A 26,491-nucleotide genomic window follows, 5' to 3' on the forward strand; every position below is an offset into this window, starting at 1 on the left:
ATATATCCAGTATTACAACCACAAACGCATAAAGGCAAAACTAAAGGGCATGAGCCCGGTACAATACCGGATTCACACCCATAAGGGAGCCTAATATATATTGTCTAACTTTTTGGGGTCACTTCACGGCTGGCTGGTTCCTTTATGCTTAGGAGTGACCTTCTTTGTCCTCATGGACGTTTGTTTTGCTGCGTTCCAAGATGAATTGCTCGCGGTATTCTCCCGGTGTCAAGCCGGTAACCTTTTTAAAAATGCGGATAAAGCTGTGCGAGTTGGAGTAACCGACTTTTTCGGCAATGTGAACGACTTTCGCATTTCCCTCCTCCAGCAGCTGCTTAGCTTTATTCATTCGCAATTGAATCAGATAATCGGTAAAATTGCTCTCCGTATGTTCTTTAAATATTTTGCTCAAGTAAGGCACACTCAACTGGAATATATCCGCGATCCTATTCATAGAAAGATCGCTTTGCATATAATGTCTCGAAATATATTCCAGAATACGGGTGATGGTCTCGTTGCTTCCTCGAGCGTTCCGTTTTTCGGAAATACGCTCCAGCAGATCTGTGAAAAAACCGGTAATATCCCGTTTAATTTCAACCGCATCTTCGGCGAGCTCGACTTTTTCGTACAGCTTGGCAGTTCCACCGGTGAGCAGGTCGACATCAAGTCCGATATCCGAACCGATTTTTAAGGCGCGGTGCACTAGCTGCAAGCATATTTGCTTTAGCATCTTGGGAGGAATGTTCTCCTGCAGCGTCCTTTGGAACAAAAGCTCCAGCTGCTTGTAAACGGACCCGGCATCTGCTGCTTTTACCGCATTCATCACCGCTTCTTCCAGGTCAAAAAGCCGATAAAAATGTTGGCTGTTGAAATCCTCTATATCTTCGATCGAAATGACTTGATTGGCTCCAAGCAGCATCCGGTATTGAAGCGCTTCATTCGCTTCGTGATAAGACTTTTGCAAATCCGCCAATTCCTCGTATTGTCTTCCGATACCAATTGAAACCGTCTTCCTGAATTGTTCCTGAACGAAAGTCTTGATCAAATCAGCAGCCGATAAGGCTCGAAGCATGTTTGATTGCGGATCTGCTTGTTCGAAGCTAATAATCATGACGACACGCCCGTCGAACATCTCTACGGCCATTCCGTAACTTTCTGTATTGATCAACTCCTCAGCCACGTTACACAAGGCATATGAATAAAGCTGCAAATCTTTAGTGGGAATCCGGGATTTATAATCGAGTTCCGCCGACAATACGATATAGTGAGAGGGGAGGAGACGGATACCGAGCCAATCCAGAGAAGGTTTTACATCCTTATACTGAGTCCGGTAACCCATCAACATGTCGGAGACAAGTCTCCACTTCATAGCGGGTATATTTTGCCGCACTTGCAATTGTATACTGTCGTGCTCCAGAAGAAAGCTGTCAAACAACCCCTCCGCCGCTTCAAGATTACCGTCCAGCTCCTCGTTTTTACGTTCAGCGCCCGTATTCTTCCGGGAATTCAACTGTTTATTAATCGAGCGGACAAAGCTTTCAAACGGTCGATATGTAACGGCGTTAACCATAAATACGGCCACGATCGCCGCAATGAACATAAACAGAGAGATGATTAGCAACCAGTTGCGGACGGCCAGCAGTTCACGGTCCAGTTGCAGGCTCGGAATTATACTTACGTATTTCCATCCCGTATAGCCAGAGGAAGCATAGAAAATCAAACTTGGAACGTCGTCCACCGTCTCTGTAAAGTTTCCTTCTCCGCTTCTGCTCATAATTCGATCGATTTCTTTTCGGGCACTGATGTTCTCTCCAAGCATGTTTTTATTCGAATGGGAAATCACAAGCCCGTCTTTATCGATGACAAAGGCTTGACCTAGCCTTCTGACGTCTTTATTTAAAGCCAAATTATAAATCATGCTCTCGTCGATATTAATGATCAACGCCCCTTTGCGAAAGGAAGGGCTGCTCAGCGTAGGGTAGGATCGTACCAATGTTAATACTTGTTTACTTACCGGAAAAGGCACCATCCTATCTTCGATACTGCGGATACCCAACCATTTGAAGTAACCATCGAATGAATCGAAGGTATCTCTCCAGCTCTTATCGAAAAACGCAGCCTCTTCAGTTGAAGTATTAGGCGATAAATACAATTTTTGGCCATAAGAGTAAGAATAGATGGAATGCACTTGCGTATTCGAGTTCATTAAATTTTCGAGTTTCTTCATCAGTTCGCTGTGCTTTTGCATGCGCTCCAACTCACTTGTATAGTTACCATCGACAAACGTTCGGATTTCCGGTTCTTGCAGCAACCCTAATGCATCCTTGTCCACTTCATGAAAGATCAGTTCCGTTTTCTCCATGATTTGATGCAATAATGCGGTATTCGAATAAACAAGCTCCTGCTTTAGGCTCTTAGTCGTGTTCATATAGGATAGCAGTACAGTGGTCGAGATAATGACGAGAAAGATCACTGCGTAGATCAATCCAGCTGCTCGACGGATATTTTTGTTAATAAAACGCATACAAAACCACCTCATTTTTTTAATTAATAATAGAGGATGTCTTGAACCAGACACCCTCATGAACTACCTGAAAATCTATTTAGAAAAACATTACGCTTTTTAACAGATATATCACGAAGCCTGCCTGGCGTAAATATTATAGATAAACAAAATTCCCATTGACATTACGGAGGCAAAATAATTGTATCATTAGATATAGGTAAATCCACACTTTATTTTCTCACTCTGCAACAATATTTTCAGTTATATAAACCGCACATGAAAAACTTACCAAGCCACCAAATGGGTAATAATCAGTAAGACAATCCCAAAGGTGGCGTTAAACATGAGTACAAGTAGGCTTTGAAGCACGCTACACCTGGACACTGCCGCTGATTGCTTCCTGGATCGAGCGTGAGTTTGACATTATCTATAGCGTTCGTGGTGTCAGCAAAGTTCTGAAGCGGTCGGGTTTCAGCTTCACCAAGGCAACCTATACGCTAGCTAAGGCAGATCAGAAGGCTCAAACCGCCTTTCGAGACGTGACGTTTCCCGAGTTGAAGCGCAAACTTGGGGGTGGTGCCATTGATCATCTGCTGTTTGAAGATGAGTCCATGATTCGGGCCTATCAAGATTTTTGCAATATAGTTGGTTTCCTCGAGGACAGCAGCGTAAAGTCAAAACCTACGGTCGACATGAAGGCGCCAAGTTGTTCAAAGCGATCAACTACGAGACGGGTCAGGTTCATCATCGGGAAGAAGAGATTGCGGACCTGTCGGCATGGATTCGTTTCCTTTCCGATTTGCTGAAAGCTTATCCAACAGGAAAAATCGTTATGATTTTGGACAATAGCCGAATCCATCACGCCGCGGGCCTTCGGGCCTTTTTACAGGAACATCCACGTCTGCAGCTTGTTTTTCTTCCGCCCTACAGTCCTGAGTTAAACCTAATGGAAGGAGTTTGGAAATGGCTGAAGAGCGACGTCATCAACAATGTGTTTTTCAGCAAATTCTATCGCATTCGACTTTATGTCACGGCCTTCATGAAACGACTCAACAAGCACCCTCCCTGCCATGCCTGATTATGGGGTTTTCAGAAAATTGAGGTCTTTGTTTATCATTATTTATCTCATTTTTTTGAAGTGGAAGTTTATCAATCAACTAGATACTTCTTAGAACGGGTTGATCTCAACTGCCTCTTAACGGAGATTACACTATTCGCACTAACCTCCCGTTCGTATAATGAGGTCACCAGATATTTCTGGTCAACCTCATTTTATTATGGTCATAAGATTGCGGTTGCGGTAGCCGCGTTTCTGCCTGTGGGACTTAGATCCCGAAAGCTATTCAGTTCATCCCCCCTAATCCTTATATTGGTACACAAACAAGAGTTACGCTTCCAACAATCTAAATCCATCACATGAAAGACATTGCCACCCCAAAAATAAGCGTTTACAATAAAGGTAACGCTATGGATCGGGTGATACGATTTATGAGAATACGACATTTTTTTGCCAGATCGATTCTGAACCAAATTATTCTTATTGCGCTGGTTGCTTCGGTGATGCCGACCGTGACGCTCGGAATCAGTAGCTATTGGTATTCGGCCGGTATTGTACAGGAGGAGGTAAATCAGGCCAACACGAATATTCTGGCTTCGACCTACGAAATGATGAACCGGCGACTGCAGAATGTGCAAAATTCGACACTGCAAATGCTGTTCAATCCTTTTTTTGCCGGATCGTCCTTCGAGCCCTCCCGTTTCGGCGAAACCAGCTTCAAATCAGAAATCTACCAGCACCTTTCCGCCCTGCAAAACAGCAACAGCGACATTTCGGATGTATTTCTATATATCGAAGATAACTATTTGTTGTCTCCGCGGAACGGAGGCATCGTAGCGGAGCATTTGTCAGATACCTATACGCTGTCCGAGGCCCTATCGTCCGGTAAAGCTTTCCAATGGGGCTATAAGCGGTTCAGGCTGACATCGACGCTGCAGCACGAAGGCGTCATGTTCATAGCCAAGGTTCCTCTGCAGAGCAATCGTCCCTACGCGCTGCTCGCCGTCGTGATCGCTCCCGAGATGTTCTTAAGCTCCTTGAATCGCTCCATCCTGTATGACGGCGAGCAGCTTGCCATCTATGATGCAGAGGGCCAAGTGATCGCGTCCACGTTCCAGACAGCCGGCACCGGTTCCTTCCGCCGCAGTCTTTATGAAGAAGGCCGTAACGGGCAGCGCTACTATACCGATCCGCAAACAAAAATCGAATATCTCGTCAACAGCATAGTCGCCGAAGAGCATCAGTGGGAGTATACCGATTTCATCCCGCTGCGCGAATTGAACGCCAAATCACGAGGTATCGCTTACCGTACAACGGCGATCATTGCCGTACTGCTGCTGCTTGGAGTTGTAGCCAGTCTGTTAAGCGCACGGAGAATTTACCGGCCGATTCAGCGACTGATGACGACGCTGACTGGCAATAAACCGCTGGAGACAGACGAAATGACCTACGTCCAGAGCCGCTGGACAGAGATGCGGGAGTCTGAGGAACAGTTGAAGCAGCAATTGAACAGGCAGCTTCCCCTGCTCCAGGAAACCTTCGCCTTGCAGCTGATGCACGGTTATTATTCGCATTATTCGGCGGCTGAGCTAAAGGAGCGCTTCGAACGCTTCCATATACCTTACGAAGCCGCACATCGCTTGCTGATAATAACGTACGACAGAACGAGGGACAACCAGCATCAGAGCTTCCTGCAAACGGATCAGGAACTCATCTTATTTTCCATCCAGAATATTGTTCTTGATATGATGAAAGCATCGATGCTGACAGGCCTCAAGGTACACTTGCTGGACGAGCACATCGCCGTGTGGCTGTGGAGCGGCAGTGATCAAAACGGGTGGGACGCGTGGACCCTGAAGACGGAGCAATTTGCCGAGAAATCGCGGGCTGCAGCGGCAAGTTTTCTGAGACTGGACGTGACGGCTGCCGTCAGTCCCATAACCAATGACATCCGGCATCTGAACGCAGCCTTTCAGCAGACCATGATGGTGTTGCGCTCACGACTTGTGCTTGGATCGAACCAGATCATTCGCGGCGATTGGCAGTCGGCCACCGGTGTCTCTCCGCTTGTAGCGCTTACGGAGCTCGAGCTGCAGGTGGAGAATGCGCTGCGGCTCGGCCAGGCTGACAAGGCGAACGCGCTGCTAGGAGAATTTTTTGACCGGCTGCAGGACGGGGCCTATCATGTGGAGCAGGTTCGTAGCTCATGCACACAACTGCTTGCTGCCTGCATACGCGCAGCCCACTTGTCCGGGGTGTCTGTGCTGGACGCGTTTGAAGAAAAGAACCCGTTCACTGTACTGGACGCGATCCAAAGTCTGGAAGAAGCGCAAGATTGGTTTAACGAATGGTTCATTCTCCCGATCGCTGAACAGGTTCAGCAAAAGCAGAATCGTGAATACGAGGACGCGGTCCAGAAAGTGGTGGACTACATCGCTCAGCATTACAGCGAAGACATTTCGTTGGAGCAGTGCGCCGAGATGTGCATGCTCAGCCCCGCGTATTTAAGCAAATTGTTTAAAAAAATGAAGATGACCACCTTCATCGACTATTTAACCCATTACCGGATCGAGCGGGCCAAGACATGGCTGCTGCAGTCCGATTTGACCATTAACGAGATAGCCAGGCTCACCGGCTACCAGCCGCAAAATTTGATTCGCGTATTCAAGAAGCTGGAGGGTGTCACCCCCGGCCAGTACCGCGAGCTGCACAAGGAATAGACGATTTGCCCTGCCCGGGGAAGATGGCGTATCGCCTGCTCCCGCGGGCTATTTGGGCTATATGCATTTTTTGACCGGCGCTGCGGGAAAGCAAAATATGCGCATTAACAATTGAGTATTGTAGGCTATGCAGTGCCATCTTACAATGCAATTGCGGCAGAGGACTCTGTGCTCCGAGCAGCACACGCAAAGAAAAAACAGAATACAGAAGGAGGAACTCCGATTAAGCAAAGGGAGATAACTATGCATCAGGGACAACAGACCCATCCAGCCATGAAGGATGGGTACGGGGAACATTCCTCCGAACGGCAGCCGCCGCCCGGAGGTCAACCGCGCAGCCAGCCCACAGTCGCACTGTCCGGCAACGGCTTGCTGCGGACCCTATCCAGGGACGGGCAGTTGTATATACTTGCTCTTCCCGGCCTCTTATTTTTTTTGATTTTCAAGTATTTCCCAATGTGGGGACTGCTGCTTGCTTTCCAGGACTATTCGCCGTACGCAGGCTTCTGGAAGAGCGAATGGGTGGGATTCCGCTACTTCGCGGAGCTGTTCAAGCATCCGGACTTCCTGCTGCTGCTGCGCAACACGATGGCGATCAGTCTGCTTAACCTTGTTTTCTTCTTTCCGCTGCCGATGATTCTGGCATTGATGCTGAATGAGGTGCAGAGGAAGCTGTTCAAGCGATTCGTGCAAACCGTCGTCTATTTGCCCCATTTTCTTTCCTGGGTTGTTATCGCGGGTATTTGCTTCATCGTGCTCAGCCAATCCGACGGCATTGTGAACAAGCTGATCCTGCTGGCCGGCCACCAACCGATCCCATTTTTGACGGAGTCGAATTATTTTTGGGCGATGCTAACGGCGCAAAGTATCTGGAAGGATGCCGGATGGGGAACCATCATCTTCCTGGCGGCGCTGAGCGGCATTCATCCCGAGCTTTATGAAGCAGCGATGATCGACGGGGCCAACCGCTGGAAGCAGACGCTGCATGTGACCCTTCCGGGCATTCGGCATATTGTCGTCATCCTGCTCATTCTGCGCCTCGGCAGCGTGATGGAGGTCGGCTTTGAGCAAATCTACCTGATGACCAGTGCGCCGGTCTCTCATGTAGCCGATGTATTCGATACATACGCATACCGGACAGGCGTACAGAACGGGCGGTTCAGCTTTGCCACCACAGTCGGCATCTTCAAATCGGTCATTGGACTGATACTTGTGGTGCTGGCCAACAAGCTCGCCCGGCGCATGGGAGAGGAGGGGGTGTACTGATGAAGGGATTGCATGCTCCGCGATGGTTTAGCGTTATCAACTATATACTGCTGACGCTGTTTGCTTTGGTTACGTTACTGCCATTTCTTTACTTATTCCTCGTTTCCTTTACGGATGCGCACGAATATGCGACCAGCCGGCTTGTGATCATTCCCAGAGAATGGAGCCTGGACTCCTACCGCTACATCCTATCCACCCGGATGTTCATGCGCTCCATCGGTGTCAGCGGCCTGCTGGCCTTGGCCGGATCAGCCATCAGCATACTGGTCAGCAGCGGTCTGGCCTACGCCCTGTCGCGCAACCGATTGAGCGGCCGGAGAATCGCCCTCGCGGCTATCCTGTTCACGATGATGTTCCATCCGGGTATGATCCCGAACTTCCTGCTGGTGAAACAATTGGGCCTGATGAATACGCTTTGGGCGCTCATTCTCCCCCAATTGACCAGTGCCTGGTACATAATCTTGATGAAGGGATTCCTCCAGACGGTGCCCGACGAGCTTGAAGAAGCCGGTCGTATCGACGGCTGCAGCGATTTCCGCATCTTCTTCCGCATTTATTTGCCGATTGCGCTTCCTTCGATGGCCGCCTTTGCCCTATTCTACGCGGTTCAATACTGGAATACTTATTTTGCCGGGGTTTTGTACATTTCGTCCGAAAGTCTTCGCCCGATGCAGGTCGTGCTGCAAATGATGCTGATTAACTCCTCGACCAACGTGGCTGACCCTGGCATCGCCGCCGTCCTGCAAAGCGAACAGCAGCTGCCACCGGAGACGATCAAGATGGCTGCCGTCGTCGTATCTACCGTGCCCATACTGCTTGTTTACCCGTTCCTGCAAAAATATTTCGTCAGCGGCATGATGGTCGGTTCGGTGAAGGGCTGATTCCTAATCCATAATAACAGGGGGAAATTCCATGAATACAAAAAGATTAACCCAAGCCGCATCGGCAGCCATGACGCTGCTTCTGGCAGCAGGCACAGTCGCGTGCAGCTCGCCCGAGCAGACTACGCCGGTGGCGGCTGCGGAGAAGCCGACGGAGATCCGAATACTGACGACCACTTACGCAGAGTCGCCGGGTAATGAACTGGAATCGTTAAAGCGGTTAAATGAAAAATTCAATGTCAAGCTGTCCGTGCAATATGAGCCGATCAACAATTACCAGGACAAGCTTAACGCACTGCTGGCTTCGAATGAATTGCCCGATGTAACGCTCGTCTGGAGCACAACAGTGGCAAGCTACACCACTGCGATCAAGCAGGGCGCCTTCTGGGACCTGACCCCCTATATCCCGCAGTACCCGAATCTGGCCAAGCTGCCTGAGCAGGTATACAAAAACCTGCTTGTCAGCGGCAAAACAGTGGGCATCCCGCGCGTGCGGCCGCTGGACGGCCATGAGGCGCTCATTATCCGCAAGGATTGGCTGAATCAGCTCGGCCTGCCACTGCCCAAGACGAGCGAGGAACTGTACAAGGTGATGGAAGCCTTCACGAACAGCGATCCCGACGGAAATGGGAAGCCCGATACTTATGGCATGGCTACGGGTCTCGGCCCCTCATTTCAATCGTACCTGACCTCCATGTTCGGGACAAGAACCAACTGGAGCGCTGACGGGGCAGGCGGTATCCAGCCGGCATGGTGGACGCTGGCCTACAAGCAGGCGCTTGAATATTGGAACCGGGCTTACAAAGACAAGCTTGTAACTCCGGATCTGGCGATTGTGAAGTATGCCCAGATCAAAGATCAGATGCTGAAGGGCAAAGCCGGGCTTACCATCAGCAACATCAGCGATGCGGCGATCTGGAACCAGGATTTGAAAAAAACGAATCCCCAGGCGCAACTGATAGCGGTCGAGCTGCCCGCTGCGCCGGACGGCAAAACGTACTACGAGCAAGCCGTCGGCTCCTTCGGCCTGTTCATGGTCAACAAAAAGGTCAGCGAAGACAAGCTCAAGAAAATTCTCGAAGTCTATGATTACGCCTCCACAACGGAAGGCTACAACCTGGTCACTTATGGCATAAAGGACACCGATTACAGCATTGGAGCCGACGGAGCCATCGTCCAAACGGAGGACGGCAAGAAAAAAGGCTACTCGCAATCCACCACAGGCCAATGGATAGCGGGCGTGTTCGATCCTTATCTGCGGGCATCCTATCCCGGTATCTCCGCCGAAGAGAAAGCGGCCAATTACAAGCTGGTCGACACCATCGGCGCGCAATCTCTGCCCGATCCGGGAACGGGACTGGACTCTCCGACCTGGGCGCAAAAAGGAGCAGACTGGAAAAAGAAAATCGACGATACGGTGATCAATACCGTCATCGGCAAAACGCCGGTCGCGGACTGGGACCGGTTCGTACAGTCCTTCAAGGAGGATGCTTCTTTCCAAAAGTACGTAGCCGAAATCAACGAAGCTTATAAGGAAAAGAACCGGAAGCCATAAGACGGAAGCCCGCTTCCGAAGATAGCAGCTGGCACGGGAGCGGGCTCAAGTCTGAAAGATAAACATGAATGCTTTAATACATGGAGGTTGTTATGCTGCTTGGTATCGCTTATTTCGGCAGCAAACTGGACGCGCAGGAAGCTTGAACGATACGGGCGGCGAGCAGCGCGAGGTAGTGCCGTATGTTCTCCTCCCATCATCTCATCTATTTTTCATATGAAATGCTTAAGAGATTCGTACGAATTATCCGGTATCTTGGATTAAAATGGGAGGCATTACGGAGACAAGCGCATCTGTGAAACGTACATTGGGACATAGCGATTAAGGAGGTGAAGACGCAGTGTTATGAAACCGCTCCCATTCAAAGGGGGCAACTGTTACTGTCATAATCCCGTTCCATGATTCAGACAGTTAATCCATTTCATTTCGATGAAGAAAGGATGAGTTCTTCGCCATGTCAGCATCCATCGTACCTAGCAAGACTTGCACCGGACGGCTGCGCCGGACGCTGCTCGCCGCATTGGCCGCAATCACGCTCTCCGTTCCGCTACCGTTCGCGCATGCCGCGCATGCTACAGAAGGAAATGTGAATCCTGTCCCACCGTCGCCACTTGGCAAGATTACGCTCGATATTGACGACAGCAGCGCACCTAACCATATCCATCAGACCGGCACACTGTTCTCGATCGGCGTAACACCGCATCTAGCTGCCGGCGACTCGCTCGACTCCGCGATCAAATCGATTCATTTCTCGCCCGGCGTAACGCCTACCAATATGGCGAATGTCGAAAGCGCCGTATCCATCTTGACCGACGGCCAGCTCTCCTACGGAACCAACTACGGCGTCATGTTCGACCTGTGGAGGACTCGAGGCACTGATGCCGGAGGCAACATCACGGTCGACAACGATCACAATTATGTCGATGTCATCGTGGAATTCACCGGCGTCGCCAGCGTACAGTCGCTGACGCTGAACGGCTATAATATGAATGCGCAGTTCAGCATGCGGACAGGTACCGTTACCTTCCGAGCGCCTGATGGCACTGAGACGACGGAGACGGCGAATGTACTGAACACGACAAAAACGACCACCGCTTCATACTCCGCCTCCGAGCCGAAGTTGGCGACGACCGTTACCTTCCGAGTCTATACGGGTGTCGGGAACTCGTGGAAGATCAACCTGACAGAGCTGGACATCACCGGCAAGGTGCCGACGACGACGTTCGCGAATCTTCAGTCGATCGCCGTGGAGCCGGGAATCGAACCGTATAACAAATATAATATTGATCAGGCGCAGACGCTTCTCACCGACGGACTGACCAGCTATGGCAGTAACTACGGCGTCTATTATGACTTCTTTGGCAAACTGTTAGAGGACCGATATGCGAAGATTACGGTCGAGCTGGATCATGAAACGTACATTGACACGCTCGATCTGTCGGCTTTCAACCTGAATTCCTACTTTTCACTCAATTACGCGGACATCTCCTTCATCGACGCGGCCGGCACCAGCGTCATAAACACCGTCTACGGGACGGGCAACACGAACAGAAGCGGCCTGGCCACCGTGAACTTCAAGGCGGCTGCCGGCGGCGTTCCCGCCAAGACAATCAAGATTGACGCCCACACGGGACATCTGCTTGAGGGCAGCACGTCGCCTGCTTCGAAGCTGAACCTGACGGAGCTGCGCTTCACGCAGACGCTGCCGGGGGACGGTCCCGACTTCCATCTGCCCGAGAATGTCACACTGACCGCGCAGTGGAAGAATTACCTCGGCCAGCCGCTCGGGGCCCCTATTCCGCTGACCTTTGAAGAACTGAACACGATCAACTCGCCTTCCGATCTACCGACGGGCTATTACGGGCTCGTCATCCAGAGCACGAACGACTTCGTCATCGAAGACCGCGTGCCCGGAGAGGCGAAGGAATACGGCTTCGCCGCGCTGACGACGCCGACACCGCGCACGGATAATCCCAATTCGGCGTTTGGGATGGTTCATGCCAATCTGAACGACCCAAATATTGGCGGCTGGAGCAAGACGCAGTCCTGGACGCCAAGCAGGCTGACGCCGGAAGCATGGGGCGACCTGATGGAGGACCGCCGCGCGAAGGGATGGGAAGAGCTGCCGCTCGCGCATGCCGAGCTGTGGCATACCGACGATTATCAGCTGATGCCGCAGCAAGACGTCGATAATCTCGCCGACACGTTCGTGAAGTACGTGCAGGCCGATCCCGACGGCAAGTATTGGGAGCTTGGGCTGGAAGAGAACCTGAGCCACTGGGCGAAGCCTTACTATTGGGAGAACTTTCAGGCCAAGACAGCAGCCGTCCGCGAAGCGGTTTACGACCTCGGCTTGAACACGAAGCTCATCTATCAACTGGCCGAGCCGACGGGCCGGAAGCCGACGGTCTCGCAATTCTTGGCGAGCGATACGGCGGAGATGTTCGATATCCTGTCGCTACATCCGTACGCATGGCCGGACTTCCCGAGTCCGGAGACTTGGCTGCCGGACATCCTTGACTTCACGCGTAGCGAGATGGCGAAAAACGGTCTCGACATGCCGATCTGGTTCACCGAGGTCGGCGCGCCGCACAAGGGCAACGCGCCGGGCGAATATTTCGGCTATGGCGATCCCGCCACCGATACTACCCATGTCGTCGAAGGGCTGTCCCGCCCGGAAGAAGCAAGCTATCTGAACAAAGTCTACACGCTCGGCCTGCAAGGCGGCGTCGAGAAGATCTTCTGGTACAACTACAAGGATCTCAATCAACGGCGCTACTATCCGGAAGATCACTTCGGCCTGATCGACTATTGGGGCTACCCGAAGCCTGCCTATCTGGCATACGTAGCCGCTTATAACCAGATGGATAACAAGAAGGCGCAGGGTGTCGGCAAGTTCGGCGACGTCTGGGTGGCCAAGTTCGACGGCGCGGACAAAGACACTTATGTCGTCTGGACCGATCCGTCCGCGGTGCCGCAAGCGCAAGATCTGACGTCCCTGCTGCTGACGGACGAGATCACGTCAACGTTCAACACGATCGGCACGCCGATCATGATCGCGGATGCCAAGAATTTCATCATTCCACAAGAGCCCGTGTTCATCAATACGGCTCATACGGAGGGCGAGATTATCCCACCGGCGGCGCCAAGCGACCCGTATGACGATGCGATCAGGGCGATGTCGATGGCACGGAAGAGCCAAGCGATCATCAGGCAACGCCCGCTGAACCAACAACCATAATTCAGGCCGCGCTGAGCGGCCGCTGCCACGGTCTGCAGAGAGGTTGTCCAAAACTAACATGGCTTGACGGCCACCACCATGAATGAAAATGTCTTGGCTTGTGAATCTGTATGTTCCATAATGGAACTGCAGGTCACAGGCCGAGACTTTTTTGGTAGGAAAACTCTGAGTCCCAAACCGGCCGACTGTATCCCGCGAGCACCGCCAATTGTTGCTGAGAGCACGTGTATAAAAATTCTTTTACTCTGAGGGTACATGACCTGCATCACTTAAACTATTTCAGGAGTGATATGTGGGATGGAAGCAATCTTAGAAAGATGTGCTGGGCTTGATGTCCACCAAGAAACAGTAGTCGCCTGTGTTCTGTATGGGGAATTAGATCGCAAACCTAAGCAAGAAATTCGTACCTTTTCCACGACGACCAAGGGACTGCTGGCCCTCTACGATTGGTTGAATAACTGGGAGTGTACGCACGTTGCCATGGAGAGCACGGGGGTGTATTGGAAACCAGTTTGGAACATTTTAGAGGAGCAATTTACGCTTATTCTAGCGAATGCTCGACGAATCAAAAACGTACCCGGGCGTAAAACGGATGTCGCCGATGCAGCCTGGATTGCACAGCTGCTTCGTTCTGGACTCATTACTCCCAGCTTTGTGCCTCCATCAGAAATTCGGAATATGCGGGATTTGACGCATTACCGACGAAAGCTGCTTCGAGACGCGACAGCTGAGAAAATTCGAATTCGCAAAATTTTACAGGATGCTAATTTAAAGCTTACAACTTACATCAGCGATATTTTTTGGTGTATCAGGTCGTGCTTTACTGGAATCAGTCATCAATGGCGAAGTCTTAAACGCTGATGAAGTAAAAGAAAAGGTGAAAACTTCCCTTAAAAACAAAGTTCCTGAGCTACTTGAGGCGTTAGATGGGCGAATGAGAAAACACCATCGTATGATGTTGGGGCTGCATTTGGATCACTTATCCTATGTTGAAAAACAACTGGAGAAAGTAGAATCAGAAATTGATCGGTTACTCGAGCCTTATTTAGCATCAGTTGAACTATTAAACACGATTCCTGAAATCCAAAAAGATGCATCGGAGGTCATCTTGGCAGAGATCGGGAATGATATGTCTTGCTTCGGAGGTGATCCGCAACTAGCAGCTTGGGCCGGGTTAAGCCCGGGGAATAATGAGAGTGCAGGAAAGAAGAAAAGTTCGAAGATAGCTAAGGGGAATAAAAGTCTGAAAGCGGTGCCCCAAGCAGCTTGGGCAGCAAGTAAATCTAAGGGCACGCGACTCGCATCTTTCTTTTATCGAATACAGAAACGACGAGGGCAGAAAAAGGCAACAATAGCGACAGCCCATCTCATACTTCGAATGATCTACCGAATGCTCAAGGACAAAATACCTTACCGTGAAGCAGGCTGGGACTATCTAACCTCTTCGACATCTTCTGTGGAATACTGGATAAAAAAGATTGAGGCCCAGGGGTTCACTGTTAAACAATCGGCGAGAAGGATCAAATCATCGGTCATGGTTTCAAACGTACGGATTTCTTTGCCTTTCGGTGTGATGGCGCAGGCAACGATGTTCTTTTTGTGAACGTTAAACCCGCATACATGACTGTAAACGACGTCCATCCAAGACACTCTCCTTACGGCATGTCAAATTGAAGGGGCTGGTGCAATAACCGCATATGGTTATTCTATCCTGCGTGCTTCCGAAATGGAGCAACATTCTGTGGTGCACTGGTCGTTGAGGTCAGTCTAAAACACGGGCTCGAGGCACCATTGACTGCCGACCTCCCTTCGCCAGCCGTAAGTCAATTATGTCGCAAACGTCCATTTTCATCATCTGATGGTGCCGCGTTAGCGGCATGGGCGCCTAAAACTTTATTATTGCAGTCGATAACTCTATAAACTTTATTTTAAGTCTATGACTTTATTATTTGCTGACAGCGTTGACCGATGTGTTTCCCGACAAAAGGACACCCGTTATCTTTTTCATTACATATTTTTACATATACTTGCGGTTTTATCAGCAACGCTGGTATTCGAAGAAAATATGATGGGGCACCGCTACGCTACCGGTCTACTTAATTCCTTAGATACTATTAGTGTCTTTTGTATGTTTTCGGATATAATTAGCAAACTCATCGCTACTCCGAAGATTATGTCGGCCGTCATAAGTAGAGCTGTCCAATTATCAATGGAGATGACGGTCATTGACTGACGAAACAAACGGAGGTACGATGGGGGCCTGTAAAAAGTGGAACTTATCTGGGGTGATGGGGAAATCACTGCCCCGCATGACTAACGCCACGGTAAGTGTCATCATCTCCATTCGGGGCAGTTTTTTTTCGTTGCCGGGAGATCTGGCCCCGTTTGCTACTCCTCTTTCAGCAGCTTGGGCTGTCCGTCCGCCGTCACTTCGTAAAGCGGATTGCTCCCCTCCCAGCTGCCGGCAAAATAGAGCTTGCTGCCTGCAAAGTACAAGCTGGACGCGCGCACGCCTCCGATGACCCTCGTCTGCTCGCTGCCGTCGATGCGGATTTTTTCAATGTCGGCCGATCCCATGAAGCCGAATGATCCTTTGACGTAGTAGATCCAGCCGTCATGGTAGTACAGCGAATTGACATACTTGTCAAACTTCTTTACCGAGATAGCGGACGAGCCCTCGAGACTCATTTTGAACAATTCGTTGTTGTCGACGTAATAAATCCAACCGTCCGCGACCATGAAATTGTTGAAATTTACCGCGGGAAGTGGGGTAAGCTGCGTTCCGGCTTTGCGGATTTTATAAAATGCGGGGGGACTCTTCCCATCGCCCGGCTGCACTAAATAGATCCAGTCCTTGAGGACGTGGATGGAATCCTCGACAACGCTGCCGGAAGGATTGCTCGCTGTTGTTCCCTGGAACAGGGACGTTTCGCCGGTTCCGTCGGTTTTGATCTTTTTGATGCCGAGCGTCTTGTAATAACCAATGGCATTCTCCGTCTGGCCGGTTAATACCTGGTCTACGTGATATATCCAATCTCCTTCCACCGCAATCTTCCCCGCCGGAGCATCGGAAATTTTCGTCCGTTCGGTGTCGTCCGTGCGTACTTTGAAGATGCCTTGATGAACGTTTTTTCCTTTGTCCATCGCCGTGTAGTACACCCAATCGCCGACCACCTGGATCGAGCGGGCATTATCGTCTGTCAGTTTCGTCTTGCCGCTGCCGTCCAACTTCATTTTGTACAGGTAACCGGACTCGAAGTAGCTGTTGTTCGGATTGTAGTACATCCAGTCTCCGGAAACCGTCATTTGCCCGCCGGTATTCAAATTGAAGTCGTCGCTTTCGGTGGCCGGCAGCGTGCCGTCCGTTTGCGCCGGCGTATCGATGCGAAACCCGTTTACGTTATCCCAGGATGTATTCCAGCCGAATTCGTCATGCGTAAACCGCCACGTCATCGGAAAATAGGTGATGTTGCGGAACAGCAGCAGCGGATAAGTCTCCGCCGCATTGTCGATCGTTTTGCCGTTTACCCGGATGCAAAAGTCGGGCAGCACCGCGGTTTCGCCGGATACTGCATTGGCATCCGGCTTCAGCGTTTGCGTCAAAACCTCGGAGCGTATGCGTTTCTCAATACTGAGCCCCCCTTGCGAACCCCAGGAGGTGGTAAGTCCGAGCGCCCTCGCGTAATCCCAGGTCATCGGAAAATAAGTAATGTCTTTATAAACGAGTAGCGGAAAAATGCTATGAGTATTATCGACCGGGGTACCGTTCAGAAAAATGGGAAAAGCCGGCAGCGATACCTCCGCCTGTTTCGGCGCTGCGGCCAGTAAAGATTTTTTCATAGCAGGAAGTCTCCTTTTTCTCAGGTTGTAGTCATCTCACCTTAGGATTAGACGCACTGACGCCGCAAATGTTACACAAAGGAAGGAAATCTATTCAAAGCTTGCATCACCGATGCCCAGCAGGAATATAACGAGGTCATCAATAAATTCCCAATTTAATTACATCTACCTTGCCCTTGGTGACAGCTACGCTGGTACTACCCCATCAGGCTGCAGCTCGCGTTCCAAGTGTCCCGGATCCATTCACTCAGCTGTACTATCCAGAATTTAGTTAATCAGAGATAAAAATCCAAACAACACCGATTCTAATTAGTGCAGTACCATGTTGATATCTTTACTCTCGCACTTCATGTAAGCGCTTTAATTTCGGACCATTTACTGGTCCAAATTACATTCCACTAATCCTGGACAAATGCTTCATGACAATCTCCACATATAATATTCACAGCTTTTGAAGAGCGAACTATAGCTTGGCATCCAGGGCACACCCCGAAAGTTCTCATCCGTAACAGTACGAACGCCAAGTACATCGTTCCATAAGAAAACAACTTCAGTATAATCTTTTGATACAACTTCTCGTATCTTAATTTCCATACCCTACCCCCGTTAATAAAAATATTCGCGAACAAAGGATTCGACAATTGATGAAGCAATCCTGCCAGTTACTTCAATGGAAAAGAGGAGCTGCCACGTAACAAGCTCCTCCACTATAGTTCTTCGTTAGCTGAACGATGTTAAGCAATTCCTTTGTTCATTAAATTGAGAAATTCCCCATGTTTACATGTGCTCTTTAAACTTCATTTAAGTATTGGTCTATCATACTGTTTTCCTTTAAAATCATAGACTTCATGTTATCCTGACGTAGCATATTCAAAATCATCGGTTTACTTTTTTTTTCATGGTTATGAGCACCTTCTATAATCCATCGGTCAGAACGGATTATATTGTCTAGGTACTCATCTCTTTCTTCGTCAGATCTTCTTATATCTTCAGATTTATGCCTTTTCCAAACCACGTTATCTAATTCATAATATGGAATGTTGTACTTACGAGATAAATTTCTAGCAAGTGTGGTTTTTCCGCTTCCGACTGAGCCTATGATATGTATTTTGTTCGGAATATTTCCGTTCAGATTGATCCCCGCTTTTTGTGAAAGTTGATATTTCTTAATTCTGTAAAACAGCTTCAATTTCCTTCCACGTGTTCACTAAACTGCCCAGTTACTTTAATAAAACCAAGAGAGGAGCTGCTGCGCGGCAAGCTCCTCTACTATCGTCTCCGAGTCGCAACCTTAAAGATTTGATAACTCCAACAATACTTCTTTTGCTACATTTCGTACATTAAGATGTTCGTCATTTTCATATCTGATAAAAATTGGTACATACTTTAAATTAAAAGTAAGGCCTAAAGCATAAATTGCATCTGCGAGCAGTTCGAACTCGATTGATTCGATTCTTTCTACCAAATAATCTAATGTATCTTTTGAATAATCAGTAAGCAATTGTAAAATATCTTCTTTTACTTCCTTGTCATGATTTTCAAATAGGTGTTTTTCTAAGAGAACTATTATCTCATCAAAATAAGGCAAGTTGTATCCATAATAAGGGTCTAGGTACTTATCTAAGCAAAATAATATACTTCTTTTTTCATCAATATCAGCACTTTTTAAGATTTCACCGATTGCATCTACACCCCTATTAACGATCTCCATATGCTTCTTAGTATACGTTATCAACTTGATGACAATTGCTATTAAATGAAACTCCCGTTACTTCACTGGAAAAGGGAATAGCTGCCGCGACAATCTGCTCCCTGGTTGTTTGACCTAATGTATCCCGTTAGCCTCGCATGCATCCCCTACGTTGCACCCCAGAGCATGAAAGTTAATACGTTCTTTCATGGTAGCTTAACACCCGGCATTGTTTTGTTAACATGTCCTATCCTTACAACTTATAATTCATATGTTCCTTTATTTCAGCAACTTGTTTGTGTATTTCGTCGAGCTTACGATATAGTTCCTCGTCTGTTCTTTTTCTCGACTCGTACGTTTTTAAAAAGCGATAGAGCAGATATATTGCTGCCCACGGAGATAAGAAAAATATAAAATTCACAATTTGCCCGATTACGTATAATGACATGTTTGCTTCCCCTCCTACCTTAAATTGTACCATATTCTGGATAAAGGGAAGTACATCTGTATAAAAACCTTGTGAAGAAGTAAAAAGAGCTGCCGCGGCAGCTCTTTCATTGTTTGTATAGAGTCCTTCATTAAACTAACGTTCGCCGTTAGCGTAATGGTTTATAGCGATTACTTATTGGGTCCCTCTAGTCTCATATACACACTTCTCTCAGTAAATCCAAGGGATTTCCAAAATTCATATCCGGCATTATTCAAATGCATAACTTCAATATCTATATTTTTCGTGTTTAAAAATTCAAGTAGTTTTTCAAACGCTGCTTTCCCATAACCTTTTCTTCTACAATTTCTACAAATAAAAAATTGTCTTAAATACAAAGGCTGTTTAATGTGATTTACCAAAGCATAACCAATATTTTCACCATGTTCTTCGAATTTATAGGCTTTATAATCGGAATTAATGAAAGACCTCATTCTTTCTTTCAATTGTTCAGTGTTCATTTTATTATCATGTTGTTCATCCTCAATAAGTTGCTTGTTTAGAACAGCCAGAAAGTCCAAATCGTCATCAGAGCAGATTTGTATTGTTAAATGATTCATAATAAAACACCCCTGGATGATTCATATAAACAATTATAATTGAAATATTCGTTAACTGGTTAAATTATCCTGCCAGTTACTTCAGCGAAACTAGGGAGCAGCTGCCGCGTGGCGATCTGCTCCCTGGTTATTGCGCTATCGTTCTCCTTCGTAGCGGAGCGAAGCTAAGATAGTAAAAAGCTTACCTTAAATTCCTCTTATCAATCAAATGCGTTGGAATTTTTAAAACTACCTTCCCTATCAACTTTTCTTTATCCACGAAAGGGGTAGTCCACGAATGAGAGTCGAAACTTTCATTACGATTGTCACCTAAAAAAAAGTATTTGTTTTCGGGGATAGTAATCGGACCAAATTCATACCGAATTGGCTCGTTTATGTAAGTTTCTGATATTTTTACACCGTTACGAATCAGTGCCCCGTTCTTAATTTCAATCACATCACCAGGAATTCCTATGAGTCTTTTTACATAGCTTTCATTAACTTTCTCGGGTATAGGTGGATAAAATACAACAATGTCACCAAGCTGATATTCATCCATCCATATTATTTTTTCAACAATTAATCTATCATTTATTTGAATGGTTGGAAGCATCGATCCAGTCGGAACAACCATAGCTTCTGCGACAAATGTTTTAATAGTTAATGCCGCAACGATTGCAATTAGAAAGCTTATTCCCCATTCTTTAATTTTTTTCATGAATTGAACTCTCCTCCCTATTTCAATGAACTTATTGTCTTTTATTTACGATTATTAAATGAAACTAGTAGCCGTAGCTAGATGAATTAAATCATAAACCGGTACCCTGATCCCCAAACCGTGCCTATATACTGGGGCTTGGACGGATTTTCCTCGATTTTTTCCCTGATTCTGGCGATGTGCACGGTCACGGTAGAAGCGTCGCCCAACGCATCCATTCCCCAGATCCGCTCAAAAAGCTCCTCCTTGCTAATCACCCGATTGGCATGCTTCAAAAGAAACACAAGCAGGTCGAATTCCTTTTGCGCCATCATGACCTCATTCCCGTTCACAAACACTCTTCTGGAATCATGTTGAATCTCAAGGCCACGGACCTGGATATGGCTTCTCTCATTCCCTTTACCAAACCGTTCCTTCATCCGCTCGAACTTTTTCAGATGTGCGCTAACCCGGGCTACCAGTTCGCCGGAGCTGAACGGTTTAGTGATGTAATCATCCGCACCAAGGCCGAGGCCGTTAATCTTGTAGATTTCCTCTGCTCTGGCCGATACGAGAAGCACAGGAATGTCGTCCTGCTCACGAATGGTCCTCAATACTTCAAATCCGTCTGTATCCGGCAGCATGATATCCAAGATCACAAGCTCAAACTCTTTTCCTTCAAGCGCTGCGAGCCCCTCTGAGCCGCTGTTCACGATCTTCACCGAATAACCGCTCAGCTCAAGATAATCCTTTTGCAGATTGGCAATACTTTGATCGTCCTCAACAATCAATATCCTTTTCATCATAACCTCCAAACCTACTACAACTTTTTCAGAGAGATCATTATTCGGGTGCCTTCCCCGACAATGCTTCTAGCCCATATTTCCCCTTCATGGCCTTCCACAATTTGTTTGGCAATAGCGAGCCCAAGTCCGCTGCCCTCTACATGGTTCCTTGATGGATCCACCCGATAAAATCGTTCAAAAATGTGGGGAAGGTCTTTCTCGGCTATTCCCTTTCCATTATCCTTGATTTCTATAATGGCGGATGTCCGTGTTTCCCTCAGTATAATGGCAACCCTCCGGTCACTCTTATCTATGTAAATGGCAGCATTGTCGAGGATATTTTGAATGACTCTCTTTAATCTTTCGCGATCAATTAATACAAGGACAGGCTCCTTTAATTCATTGATTAGCTCTAATGTAATATTGGCCTTTTCATATCCATATCTATGATCCGCAACACAATCTTCGAAATAATCCACAAGGCTGCTTTTCTCAAAATGATAAGGGAGCTGGTTCAGATCCAGCTTGGAATATAAAAGCAAATCATCAATCATGGCATTCACTAAAATGGTCTTTGAACGAGCCGTTTCCAGGTACTCTGCCATTTTCTCAGGTGACTTGGCTACCCCGTCAATAATACCTTCGATGTACCCTTTGATGGAGGTTACTGGCGTCTTTAAGTCATGCGAAATGCTGGATACCAAGAAGTTTCTGTTATCATCGTACTTTTGCTGCAAATAAATAGATTCCTTCAGCTTGATCCTCATGAGCTCCAGCGATTTGCACAGCTCCCGAACCTCGCCTTCGCCTTCCTCTGCAATTTCGCAGCTCAAGTCACCTTCACTGATTTTAACAGCGGCTTCCTTCAGCCTGGATACTGGTGAAATGATCCCGCGCGAGAATGTATACGAAACCCAAAAGTTCATCAACAAAAAAATCAGGATGAAAAAGCCGATGGTAAAAATGCCAAACAGCATATAAAAGCCTGTTTGCAGCTTGATTGGCGCAAGCAGTAGCAATACTCCCGTATCACCAGATGGAAGCTTATAATCCGCCCGGGTAAACATATAAGTTTTGCCATCAAGCTCCAGGGTATCCTGATTAGGTGTACCACTGGACAGCAGCAGGCTTTTTTCAATATCGATGGCATTCAGCTTTCTTGTAGCGTATACAACCTCCCTATTGATGAATAGGAGGGCATGGGCACCCAATACCTGGGCCCGATCAGCCAGCTCTTGCTGAAATTTTTTATCCAGAAGCTGTTTGAACTCTAAGACCATCGCCTCCCGCTTGATCTCACTGATCCCGGTCCTGACCTCGTAAGCCCTTTTCAGTTCATTGATATCCGCTTTGTGGCCAAATACTTTGGTATAGGCGGCAACAAAAATGATGACTGCCAAAGCCGTCAAGGCAATGGAAAGCAGCACGGACAGCGCATTCATCACGAAAAAGCGTTTGGTCAAATGCATGTGGGTTCCCTTCTATATATCTTTTTTATCAAATAAATAATAACCAGCGGTAAATAACATTATACCACAGCCCAATAAAATTAAGATTTGGCGGAAAATTTTGAATATATTAAACGATTCCGAAATCCAGAGCGTATACCAATCCAACATCGACGTCACAAAAAAACTGGAATACGAAGAAAAGAAAATACCCAAGAAATTAAAAGCGACAAAAATAAGGATGGAGAGAAAAAATACCGCCAGCCCTCCCTGTAGTATATTGGATAGCAGGACAACTAAAAGGGCAAACACAAACACGGGAAAAAAAGTAGCGATATAGGACAACAGCACCCTCGCTACACCAAGCAAGCTAGCGGATGCAGGATTAAATATAAACCCTACCAGTAAAGAAAGCACCATAACGAACATCAGGTTGGCCAATATAAACAAAGCAATATTCAAAACCTTCGCACTATAAACGCCAAGTCTGGAAACAGGTCTGGCCAGCGTTATTTTCATCGTATTAGACGAAAATTCACCGTTAAACATATCGATCGCCACAAAGATGGAAAAAAGCGGTAAAATCGTATAAGTAAAAATCGATAAAACAACTATTGGAAACTCCGTGCTGCCTACTACCCTTAAGCCAAGGCCATGCTTAACCGTGGTAACCGCAATTTGTCCGATCAAAACGGCCAGAATGGACAAAATGGCAGCCGCCATAATTTTTTTCTTTTTCAACAGCTTCACGGCTTCATTCAAAAATGCAGCTTTAAACCCTGGCATTCCTGTCCACCTCACTAACAAAATAATGTTCAAGCGATGCGTAATTGGAAAGAATGTTTTGGGTATAGTCTACATTGACAAGCTTGCCCCCGTATATAACACCGATTCTTGTACAGGTAAGCTCTACATCATGAATCAAGTGGCTGGAAATAAAAAAGGTCGTACCTTCATCAGCAAGCTGCTTAGTCAGCCTCCGCATCTCCAGCATGCCCTCAACATCCAATCCGTTCAAAGGCTCGTCCAAAATTAAAAGCTTGGGCTTGGATAGGATAGCAGCCGCTAGCCCTAGCCTTTGTTTCATCCCAAGTGAAAACTTTTTAGATTTCTCATTTTTATACTTCAACATACCAGTAATTTCCAGGCATTCGTCGATTCTTTGTTGGTCCACCTGCGGATAAAACCTGCCAAACAGCTTCAGGTTTTCATTGGCCGTTAAATAAGGATACGACTCCGCTGTCTCGATCATACAGCCCACATGCTTCATCGCATTGACGTAATCCTCTAATATGCTGGCACCAAAAATCTTCACGTCGCCGCGGTCCGGTTTCATGAGCCCTGCCATCATTTTCATGGCTGTCGTCTTCCCAGCCCCATTGGGTCCCAAAAAGCCGAATATATCGCCTTGATCTACTTCTAAATTTAAATCACTGATGCCCCGATCGTTTTTATATACCTTGGTAAGACCGATGATTTCAATTGCTTTATTCGTCAACGACAGTACCTCCCCATAAAATGGTCAGGAAGCCGCATTGGCGGCTTCCCTTCCTCTCTCTATTCCTCAAATACGCGGCTGAATTGACCATCGAAATTAGGTCTATTGCTGCTTCTGTACGAGTTGTTGTTGATGATCTCGGTATTCAGATCCACATAAATCTTTCCAGGACCGTTCCCATGAACCTGACCATTTTCCTGCTCGCCTTTCGCATTCTTATAAGTAAAGGTAGATAGGGACTTCGTACTGCTAGGATTATATTCAAAATTAAAATTATACTTGTCAGGGTAATTGGCCTCAAAGCCAGATTTAACGGTTTCGTAAAGTTTGCCTGCCACTTTACCATTCTCCACGCTTGTGATTTCAAAGGTTCTCTCGCCGATCTTCACTAGTTTTCCGTCTTTCTCTATGATGATGTTATTTTTATAGGTTCCCACATACTTGCTAGTGAGGCCACCTGACTGGTTGACTGTTTCAACGCTTGCTCCTGTCAGGTCAGGCAAAGCAATCTTTGTATTTCCAACACCGGAAAGCTTGACGACCACATTGATCGTTAAATCATGCTGGGCGCCGTTTTTGTCTTTCCCGGACAGGAGGATATCCCCCGTCACATTTTCCAATATGCCTGCTTTGTTCTCAACAGCCGTGCCTACAACCTTTTTGACAAAAATATCACTTTCTATATCCGTCATCTTTGCATTCTTTTCCATACGGCTCTGGTCTCTAATCATCTGTTGGATGCCATAGGAAGAGACGGCATTAATTACGGCAGGCACCTGTGCCTCAGACAAACTTCCTGAGTAAGCTTTTCCGCCATCTGGCCTTTCTTCCACCTGTACATAATCCTTTAACCCTCCGACCACTGCGTCAACGATCTTTTCGATCTCAGGTGCGCCCTTTTCATTAAAAGGGTTTGTGAACATGCTCCGGCTCCCTCTAGCTGCATCATCAGGATATTCCGTTACATAATATTTGTTATCGACCCCGTTTTTCCAGATCGATTGCTTTTTGTCGAAATATGAATAATTGGATGAGGACTTGCCATCTGAATCCTGAGTTACGGTAGTTTCTTCAGATGCTTGCTTGGTTGTATCGATTTTTTTGGAGGTGGTAGTCTGAAACAAGATTTGATCGTTACCCTTCAGCGTAAGCAGCGCATCGATCGTATAATTGTTTAATCCCTTCTCCATCTGTGCGGCGGTATTTTTCGCAGAGCCCTTGAGTCGATCATAACCAGAGCCAAGCAATGTATCAGCAAAAGCTGTGGATATAAATAAACTGGCTCCGAGCGTAAATGAGAGTGCGGTAATTGCTTTTTTGCTAAGTTTCATTTCGTATCTCCTTCTAAGTATAGTGGGGGAAACGTTTCCTTAGCTTTATTATAATGGAAGCTTATTGAATCTATCTGAATAAACTATTAACAAACTATTAACTCAAGCTTGATTGCGCACTAACATGGATGCCATCCCAACACTAATGACTTTATCACATAAATTTCTTACAGTCATTGGATTTTAAGTACCCTTTCCTTACCATATTTGCAGCGTAAACGCCGCACCACATATGATGGAAATGGTTATATATGTTAATACTGCTACTATGGCCGGGAGAGGAAGGTCGATAAGCTATGGTGCTTTAGAGCCCATCCGCTGATTCTGAGTGATCTGTGCCTTTGAGGGTACCCTCATTAATGGCAATCCCATTAATGCTGAAGTAATACTTTTCGTCACGGAATGGACTTGATAAAATACGCCATCACCTTCTTGGTAAGGAGCAAAATAGGTGCTAAGTCCAAGGAAACCATTACGCACGATAAGTAAGGAGTGAATATAAGGAACCGATCTCGTTTCGGGAACCGTTTTTTTAACTGGTAACAAGTAAGCGAAAGAGACGAATGAAAGCAAGGCAACAAGAATAATGCCTATGGCAATCCAAAGTTTTTTAACACTAGTTAAACCCTTTAAAATCATATATTTTCTCCTTCAATACCCTTTATAGGATAATTATAGCGTTATTTGTTTCCCTTCAACAAAAATGCCCGTTAACGTAATGGAGGCTGCCGATCGTGCTGGAAGCCTCTTCCTTTTAGTAGGTATGAGAAATTTAACTTTCAGGATATAGTGCTGTCGATAAGTACCGTTCTCCGGCATCGTTCCCCCCAGATAGAACAGGAGAATCAGCTGGTCAAATAAAACGCCAATATAAAACGGCCGCCGGCTCTCAAAGCCAGTCGGCCGTTCCCCTATCTCCTTTACTTGACCTCATTCAGACGCTCTTCCAG

The 26,491-nt window shown here is 47.1% G+C and carries 19 protein-coding genes and 4 pseudogenes; 10 read left to right on the forward strand and 13 right to left on the reverse strand.

The features are described from left to right. Positions 1-94: IS3 family transposase (locus LRL21_RS43560; protein WP_240415445.1), on the forward strand; the 94-nt coding region annotated here is incomplete at its 5' end. 54 nt (positions 95-148) lie between these two features. Here the strand turns inward: LRL21_RS43560 and LRL21_RS43565 are convergent. Next, a complete protein-coding gene (locus tag LRL21_RS43565; protein WP_240421996.1) occupies positions 149-2,524 on the reverse strand; it encodes a helix-turn-helix domain-containing protein in 2,376 nt (791 codons plus the stop codon). A gap of 407 nt (positions 2,525-2,931) precedes the next feature. Here LRL21_RS43565 and LRL21_RS46590 point away from each other — a divergent pair. The 9 genes and pseudogenes from LRL21_RS46590 to LRL21_RS47420 form a co-directional block, all read left to right on the forward strand. After that, positions 2,932-2,985: pseudogene (locus LRL21_RS46590) on the forward strand (hypothetical protein); the annotation flags it as partial. Between the two features lie 155 nt (positions 2,986-3,140). Continuing rightward, complete coding sequence (locus tag LRL21_RS43575) at positions 3,141-3,584, forward strand: IS630 family transposase (protein WP_240421997.1); 444 nt, start codon at positions 3,141-3,143, stop codon at positions 3,582-3,584. 410 nt (positions 3,585-3,994) lie between these two features. After that, complete coding sequence (locus LRL21_RS43580) at positions 3,995-6,283, forward strand: AraC family transcriptional regulator (protein ID WP_240421998.1); 2,289 nt, start codon at positions 3,995-3,997, stop codon at positions 6,281-6,283. A gap of 243 nt (positions 6,284-6,526) precedes the next feature. Further along, entirely contained in the window at positions 6,527-7,549 is a 1,023-nt protein-coding gene (locus LRL21_RS43585) for an ABC transporter permease (protein WP_240421999.1), read from the forward strand. Further along, positions 7,549-8,430, forward strand: coding sequence for a carbohydrate ABC transporter permease (locus LRL21_RS43590; protein ID WP_240422000.1), 882 nt, complete (start codon positions 7,549-7,551; stop codon positions 8,428-8,430). The genes LRL21_RS43585 and LRL21_RS43590 overlap by 1 nt, the downstream gene beginning before the upstream one ends. Positions 8,431-8,461: 31 nt before the next feature. Beyond that, positions 8,462-9,985, forward strand: coding sequence for an extracellular solute-binding protein (locus tag LRL21_RS43595; RefSeq protein ID WP_240422001.1), 1,524 nt, complete (start codon positions 8,462-8,464; stop codon positions 9,983-9,985). Positions 9,986-10,439: 454 nt separating this feature from the next. Further along, positions 10,440-13,226 (forward strand): hypothetical protein, encoded by a 2,787-nt coding sequence (locus tag LRL21_RS43600; protein WP_240422002.1) that lies wholly within the window; start codon positions 10,440-10,442, stop codon positions 13,224-13,226. Positions 13,227-13,523: 297 nt separating this feature from the next. Then, complete coding sequence (locus LRL21_RS43605) at positions 13,524-14,087, forward strand: IS110 family transposase (RefSeq protein ID WP_240422003.1); 564 nt, start codon at positions 13,524-13,526, stop codon at positions 14,085-14,087. 94 nt (positions 14,088-14,181) lie between these two features. Further along, positions 14,182-14,466: pseudogene (locus tag LRL21_RS47420) on the forward strand (transposase); the annotation flags it as partial. A gap of 266 nt (positions 14,467-14,732) precedes the next feature. Here the strand turns inward: LRL21_RS47420 and LRL21_RS47425 are convergent. The 12 genes and pseudogenes from LRL21_RS47425 to LRL21_RS43670 form a co-directional block, all read right to left on the reverse strand. Continuing rightward, a pseudogene (locus tag LRL21_RS47425) lies at positions 14,733-14,867 on the reverse strand (IS110 family transposase); the annotation flags it as partial. A gap of 747 nt (positions 14,868-15,614) precedes the next feature. Then, positions 15,615-17,066, reverse strand: coding sequence for a DUF5050 domain-containing protein (locus LRL21_RS43620; protein ID WP_240422004.1), 1,452 nt, complete (start codon positions 17,064-17,066; stop codon positions 15,615-15,617). A gap of 901 nt (positions 17,067-17,967) precedes the next feature. Continuing rightward, positions 17,968-18,198 (reverse strand): annotated as a pseudogene (locus LRL21_RS43625) (shikimate kinase); the annotation flags it as partial. A 159-nt stretch (positions 18,199-18,357) separates the two neighbouring features. Continuing rightward, positions 18,358-18,777, reverse strand: a complete 420-nt coding sequence (locus tag LRL21_RS43630) for a hypothetical protein (RefSeq protein WP_240422005.1) — start codon at positions 18,775-18,777, stop codon at positions 18,358-18,360. A 597-nt stretch (positions 18,778-19,374) separates the two neighbouring features. Beyond that, positions 19,375-19,803: a GNAT family N-acetyltransferase gene (locus LRL21_RS43635; RefSeq protein WP_240422006.1), complete on the reverse strand. Its 429-nt coding sequence runs from the start codon at positions 19,801-19,803 to the stop codon at positions 19,375-19,377. 181 nt (positions 19,804-19,984) lie between these two features. Continuing rightward, positions 19,985-20,500, reverse strand: coding sequence for a signal peptidase I (gene lepB / locus LRL21_RS43640; protein ID WP_240422007.1), 516 nt, complete (start codon positions 20,498-20,500; stop codon positions 19,985-19,987). An 86-nt stretch (positions 20,501-20,586) separates the two neighbouring features. Continuing rightward, the gene (locus tag LRL21_RS43645) at positions 20,587-21,282 is read right to left on the reverse strand and encodes a response regulator transcription factor (RefSeq protein ID WP_240422013.1); all 696 of its coding nucleotides are present in this window, start codon (positions 21,280-21,282) and stop codon (positions 20,587-20,589) included. 17 nt (positions 21,283-21,299) lie between these two features. After that, positions 21,300-22,733, reverse strand: coding sequence for a sensor histidine kinase (locus LRL21_RS43650; protein WP_240422008.1), 1,434 nt, complete (start codon positions 22,731-22,733; stop codon positions 21,300-21,302). A 12-nt stretch (positions 22,734-22,745) separates the two neighbouring features. Beyond that, positions 22,746-23,498: an ABC transporter permease gene (locus LRL21_RS43655; RefSeq protein WP_240422009.1), complete on the reverse strand. Its 753-nt coding sequence runs from the start codon at positions 23,496-23,498 to the stop codon at positions 22,746-22,748. After that, positions 23,485-24,210 (reverse strand): ABC transporter ATP-binding protein, encoded by a 726-nt coding sequence (locus LRL21_RS43660; RefSeq protein ID WP_240422010.1) that lies wholly within the window; start codon positions 24,208-24,210, stop codon positions 23,485-23,487. Before LRL21_RS43660 ends, LRL21_RS43655 begins: the two co-directional genes overlap by 14 nt. Before the next feature lie 59 nt (positions 24,211-24,269). Beyond that, entirely contained in the window at positions 24,270-25,541 is a 1,272-nt protein-coding gene (locus LRL21_RS43665; protein ID WP_240422011.1) for a hypothetical protein, read from the reverse strand. Positions 25,542-25,835: 294 nt separating this feature from the next. Continuing rightward, complete coding sequence (locus tag LRL21_RS43670) at positions 25,836-26,180, reverse strand: hypothetical protein (RefSeq protein WP_240422012.1); 345 nt, start codon at positions 26,178-26,180, stop codon at positions 25,836-25,838. Positions 26,181-26,491: the final 311 nt, after the last annotated feature.

Origin of the sequence: Paenibacillus periandrae (assembly GCF_022458865.1) — a bacterium.
In the GTDB taxonomy this organism is placed as follows: Bacteria; Bacillota; Bacilli; order Paenibacillales; family NBRC-103111; genus Paenibacillus_S; species Paenibacillus_S periandrae.

Excerpts from the sequence above, each read along its gene's own strand:
- LRL21_RS43565 (WP_240421996.1), bottom strand. The coding sequence starts at position 2,524 with ATGCGTTTTATTAACAAAAATATCCGTCGAGCAGCTGGATTGATCTAC.
- LRL21_RS43580 (WP_240421998.1), top strand. The coding sequence starts at position 3,995 with ATGAGAATACGACATTTTTTTGCCAGATCGATTCTGAACCAAATTATT.
- LRL21_RS43585 (WP_240421999.1), top strand. The coding sequence starts at position 6,527 with ATGCATCAGGGACAACAGACCCATCCAGCCATGAAGGATGGGTACGGG.
- LRL21_RS43590 (WP_240422000.1), top strand. The coding sequence starts at position 7,549 with ATGAAGGGATTGCATGCTCCGCGATGGTTTAGCGTTATCAACTATATA.
- LRL21_RS43595 (WP_240422001.1), top strand. The coding sequence starts at position 8,462 with ATGAATACAAAAAGATTAACCCAAGCCGCATCGGCAGCCATGACGCTG.
- LRL21_RS43600 (WP_240422002.1), top strand. The coding sequence starts at position 10,440 with ATGTCAGCATCCATCGTACCTAGCAAGACTTGCACCGGACGGCTGCGC.
- LRL21_RS43605 (WP_240422003.1), top strand. The coding sequence starts at position 13,524 with ATGGAAGCAATCTTAGAAAGATGTGCTGGGCTTGATGTCCACCAAGAA.
- LRL21_RS43620 (WP_240422004.1), bottom strand. The coding sequence starts at position 17,066 with ATGAAAAAATCTTTACTGGCCGCAGCGCCGAAACAGGCGGAGGTATCG.
- LRL21_RS43630 (WP_240422005.1), bottom strand. The coding sequence starts at position 18,777 with ATGGAGATCGTTAATAGGGGTGTAGATGCAATCGGTGAAATCTTAAAA.
- LRL21_RS43635 (WP_240422006.1), bottom strand. The coding sequence starts at position 19,803 with ATGAATCATTTAACAATACAAATCTGCTCTGATGACGATTTGGACTTT.
- lepB (WP_240422007.1), bottom strand. The coding sequence starts at position 20,500 with ATGAAAAAAATTAAAGAATGGGGAATAAGCTTTCTAATTGCAATCGTT.
- LRL21_RS43645 (WP_240422013.1), bottom strand. The coding sequence starts at position 21,282 with ATGAAAAGGATATTGATTGTTGAGGACGATCAAAGTATTGCCAATCTG.
- LRL21_RS43650 (WP_240422008.1), bottom strand. The coding sequence starts at position 22,733 with ATGCATTTGACCAAACGCTTTTTCGTGATGAATGCGCTGTCCGTGCTG.
- LRL21_RS43655 (WP_240422009.1), bottom strand. The coding sequence starts at position 23,498 with ATGCCAGGGTTTAAAGCTGCATTTTTGAATGAAGCCGTGAAGCTGTTG.
- LRL21_RS43665 (WP_240422011.1), bottom strand. The coding sequence starts at position 25,541 with ATGAAACTTAGCAAAAAAGCAATTACCGCACTCTCATTTACGCTCGGA.
- LRL21_RS43670 (WP_240422012.1), bottom strand. The coding sequence starts at position 26,180 with ATGATTTTAAAGGGTTTAACTAGTGTTAAAAAACTTTGGATTGCCATA.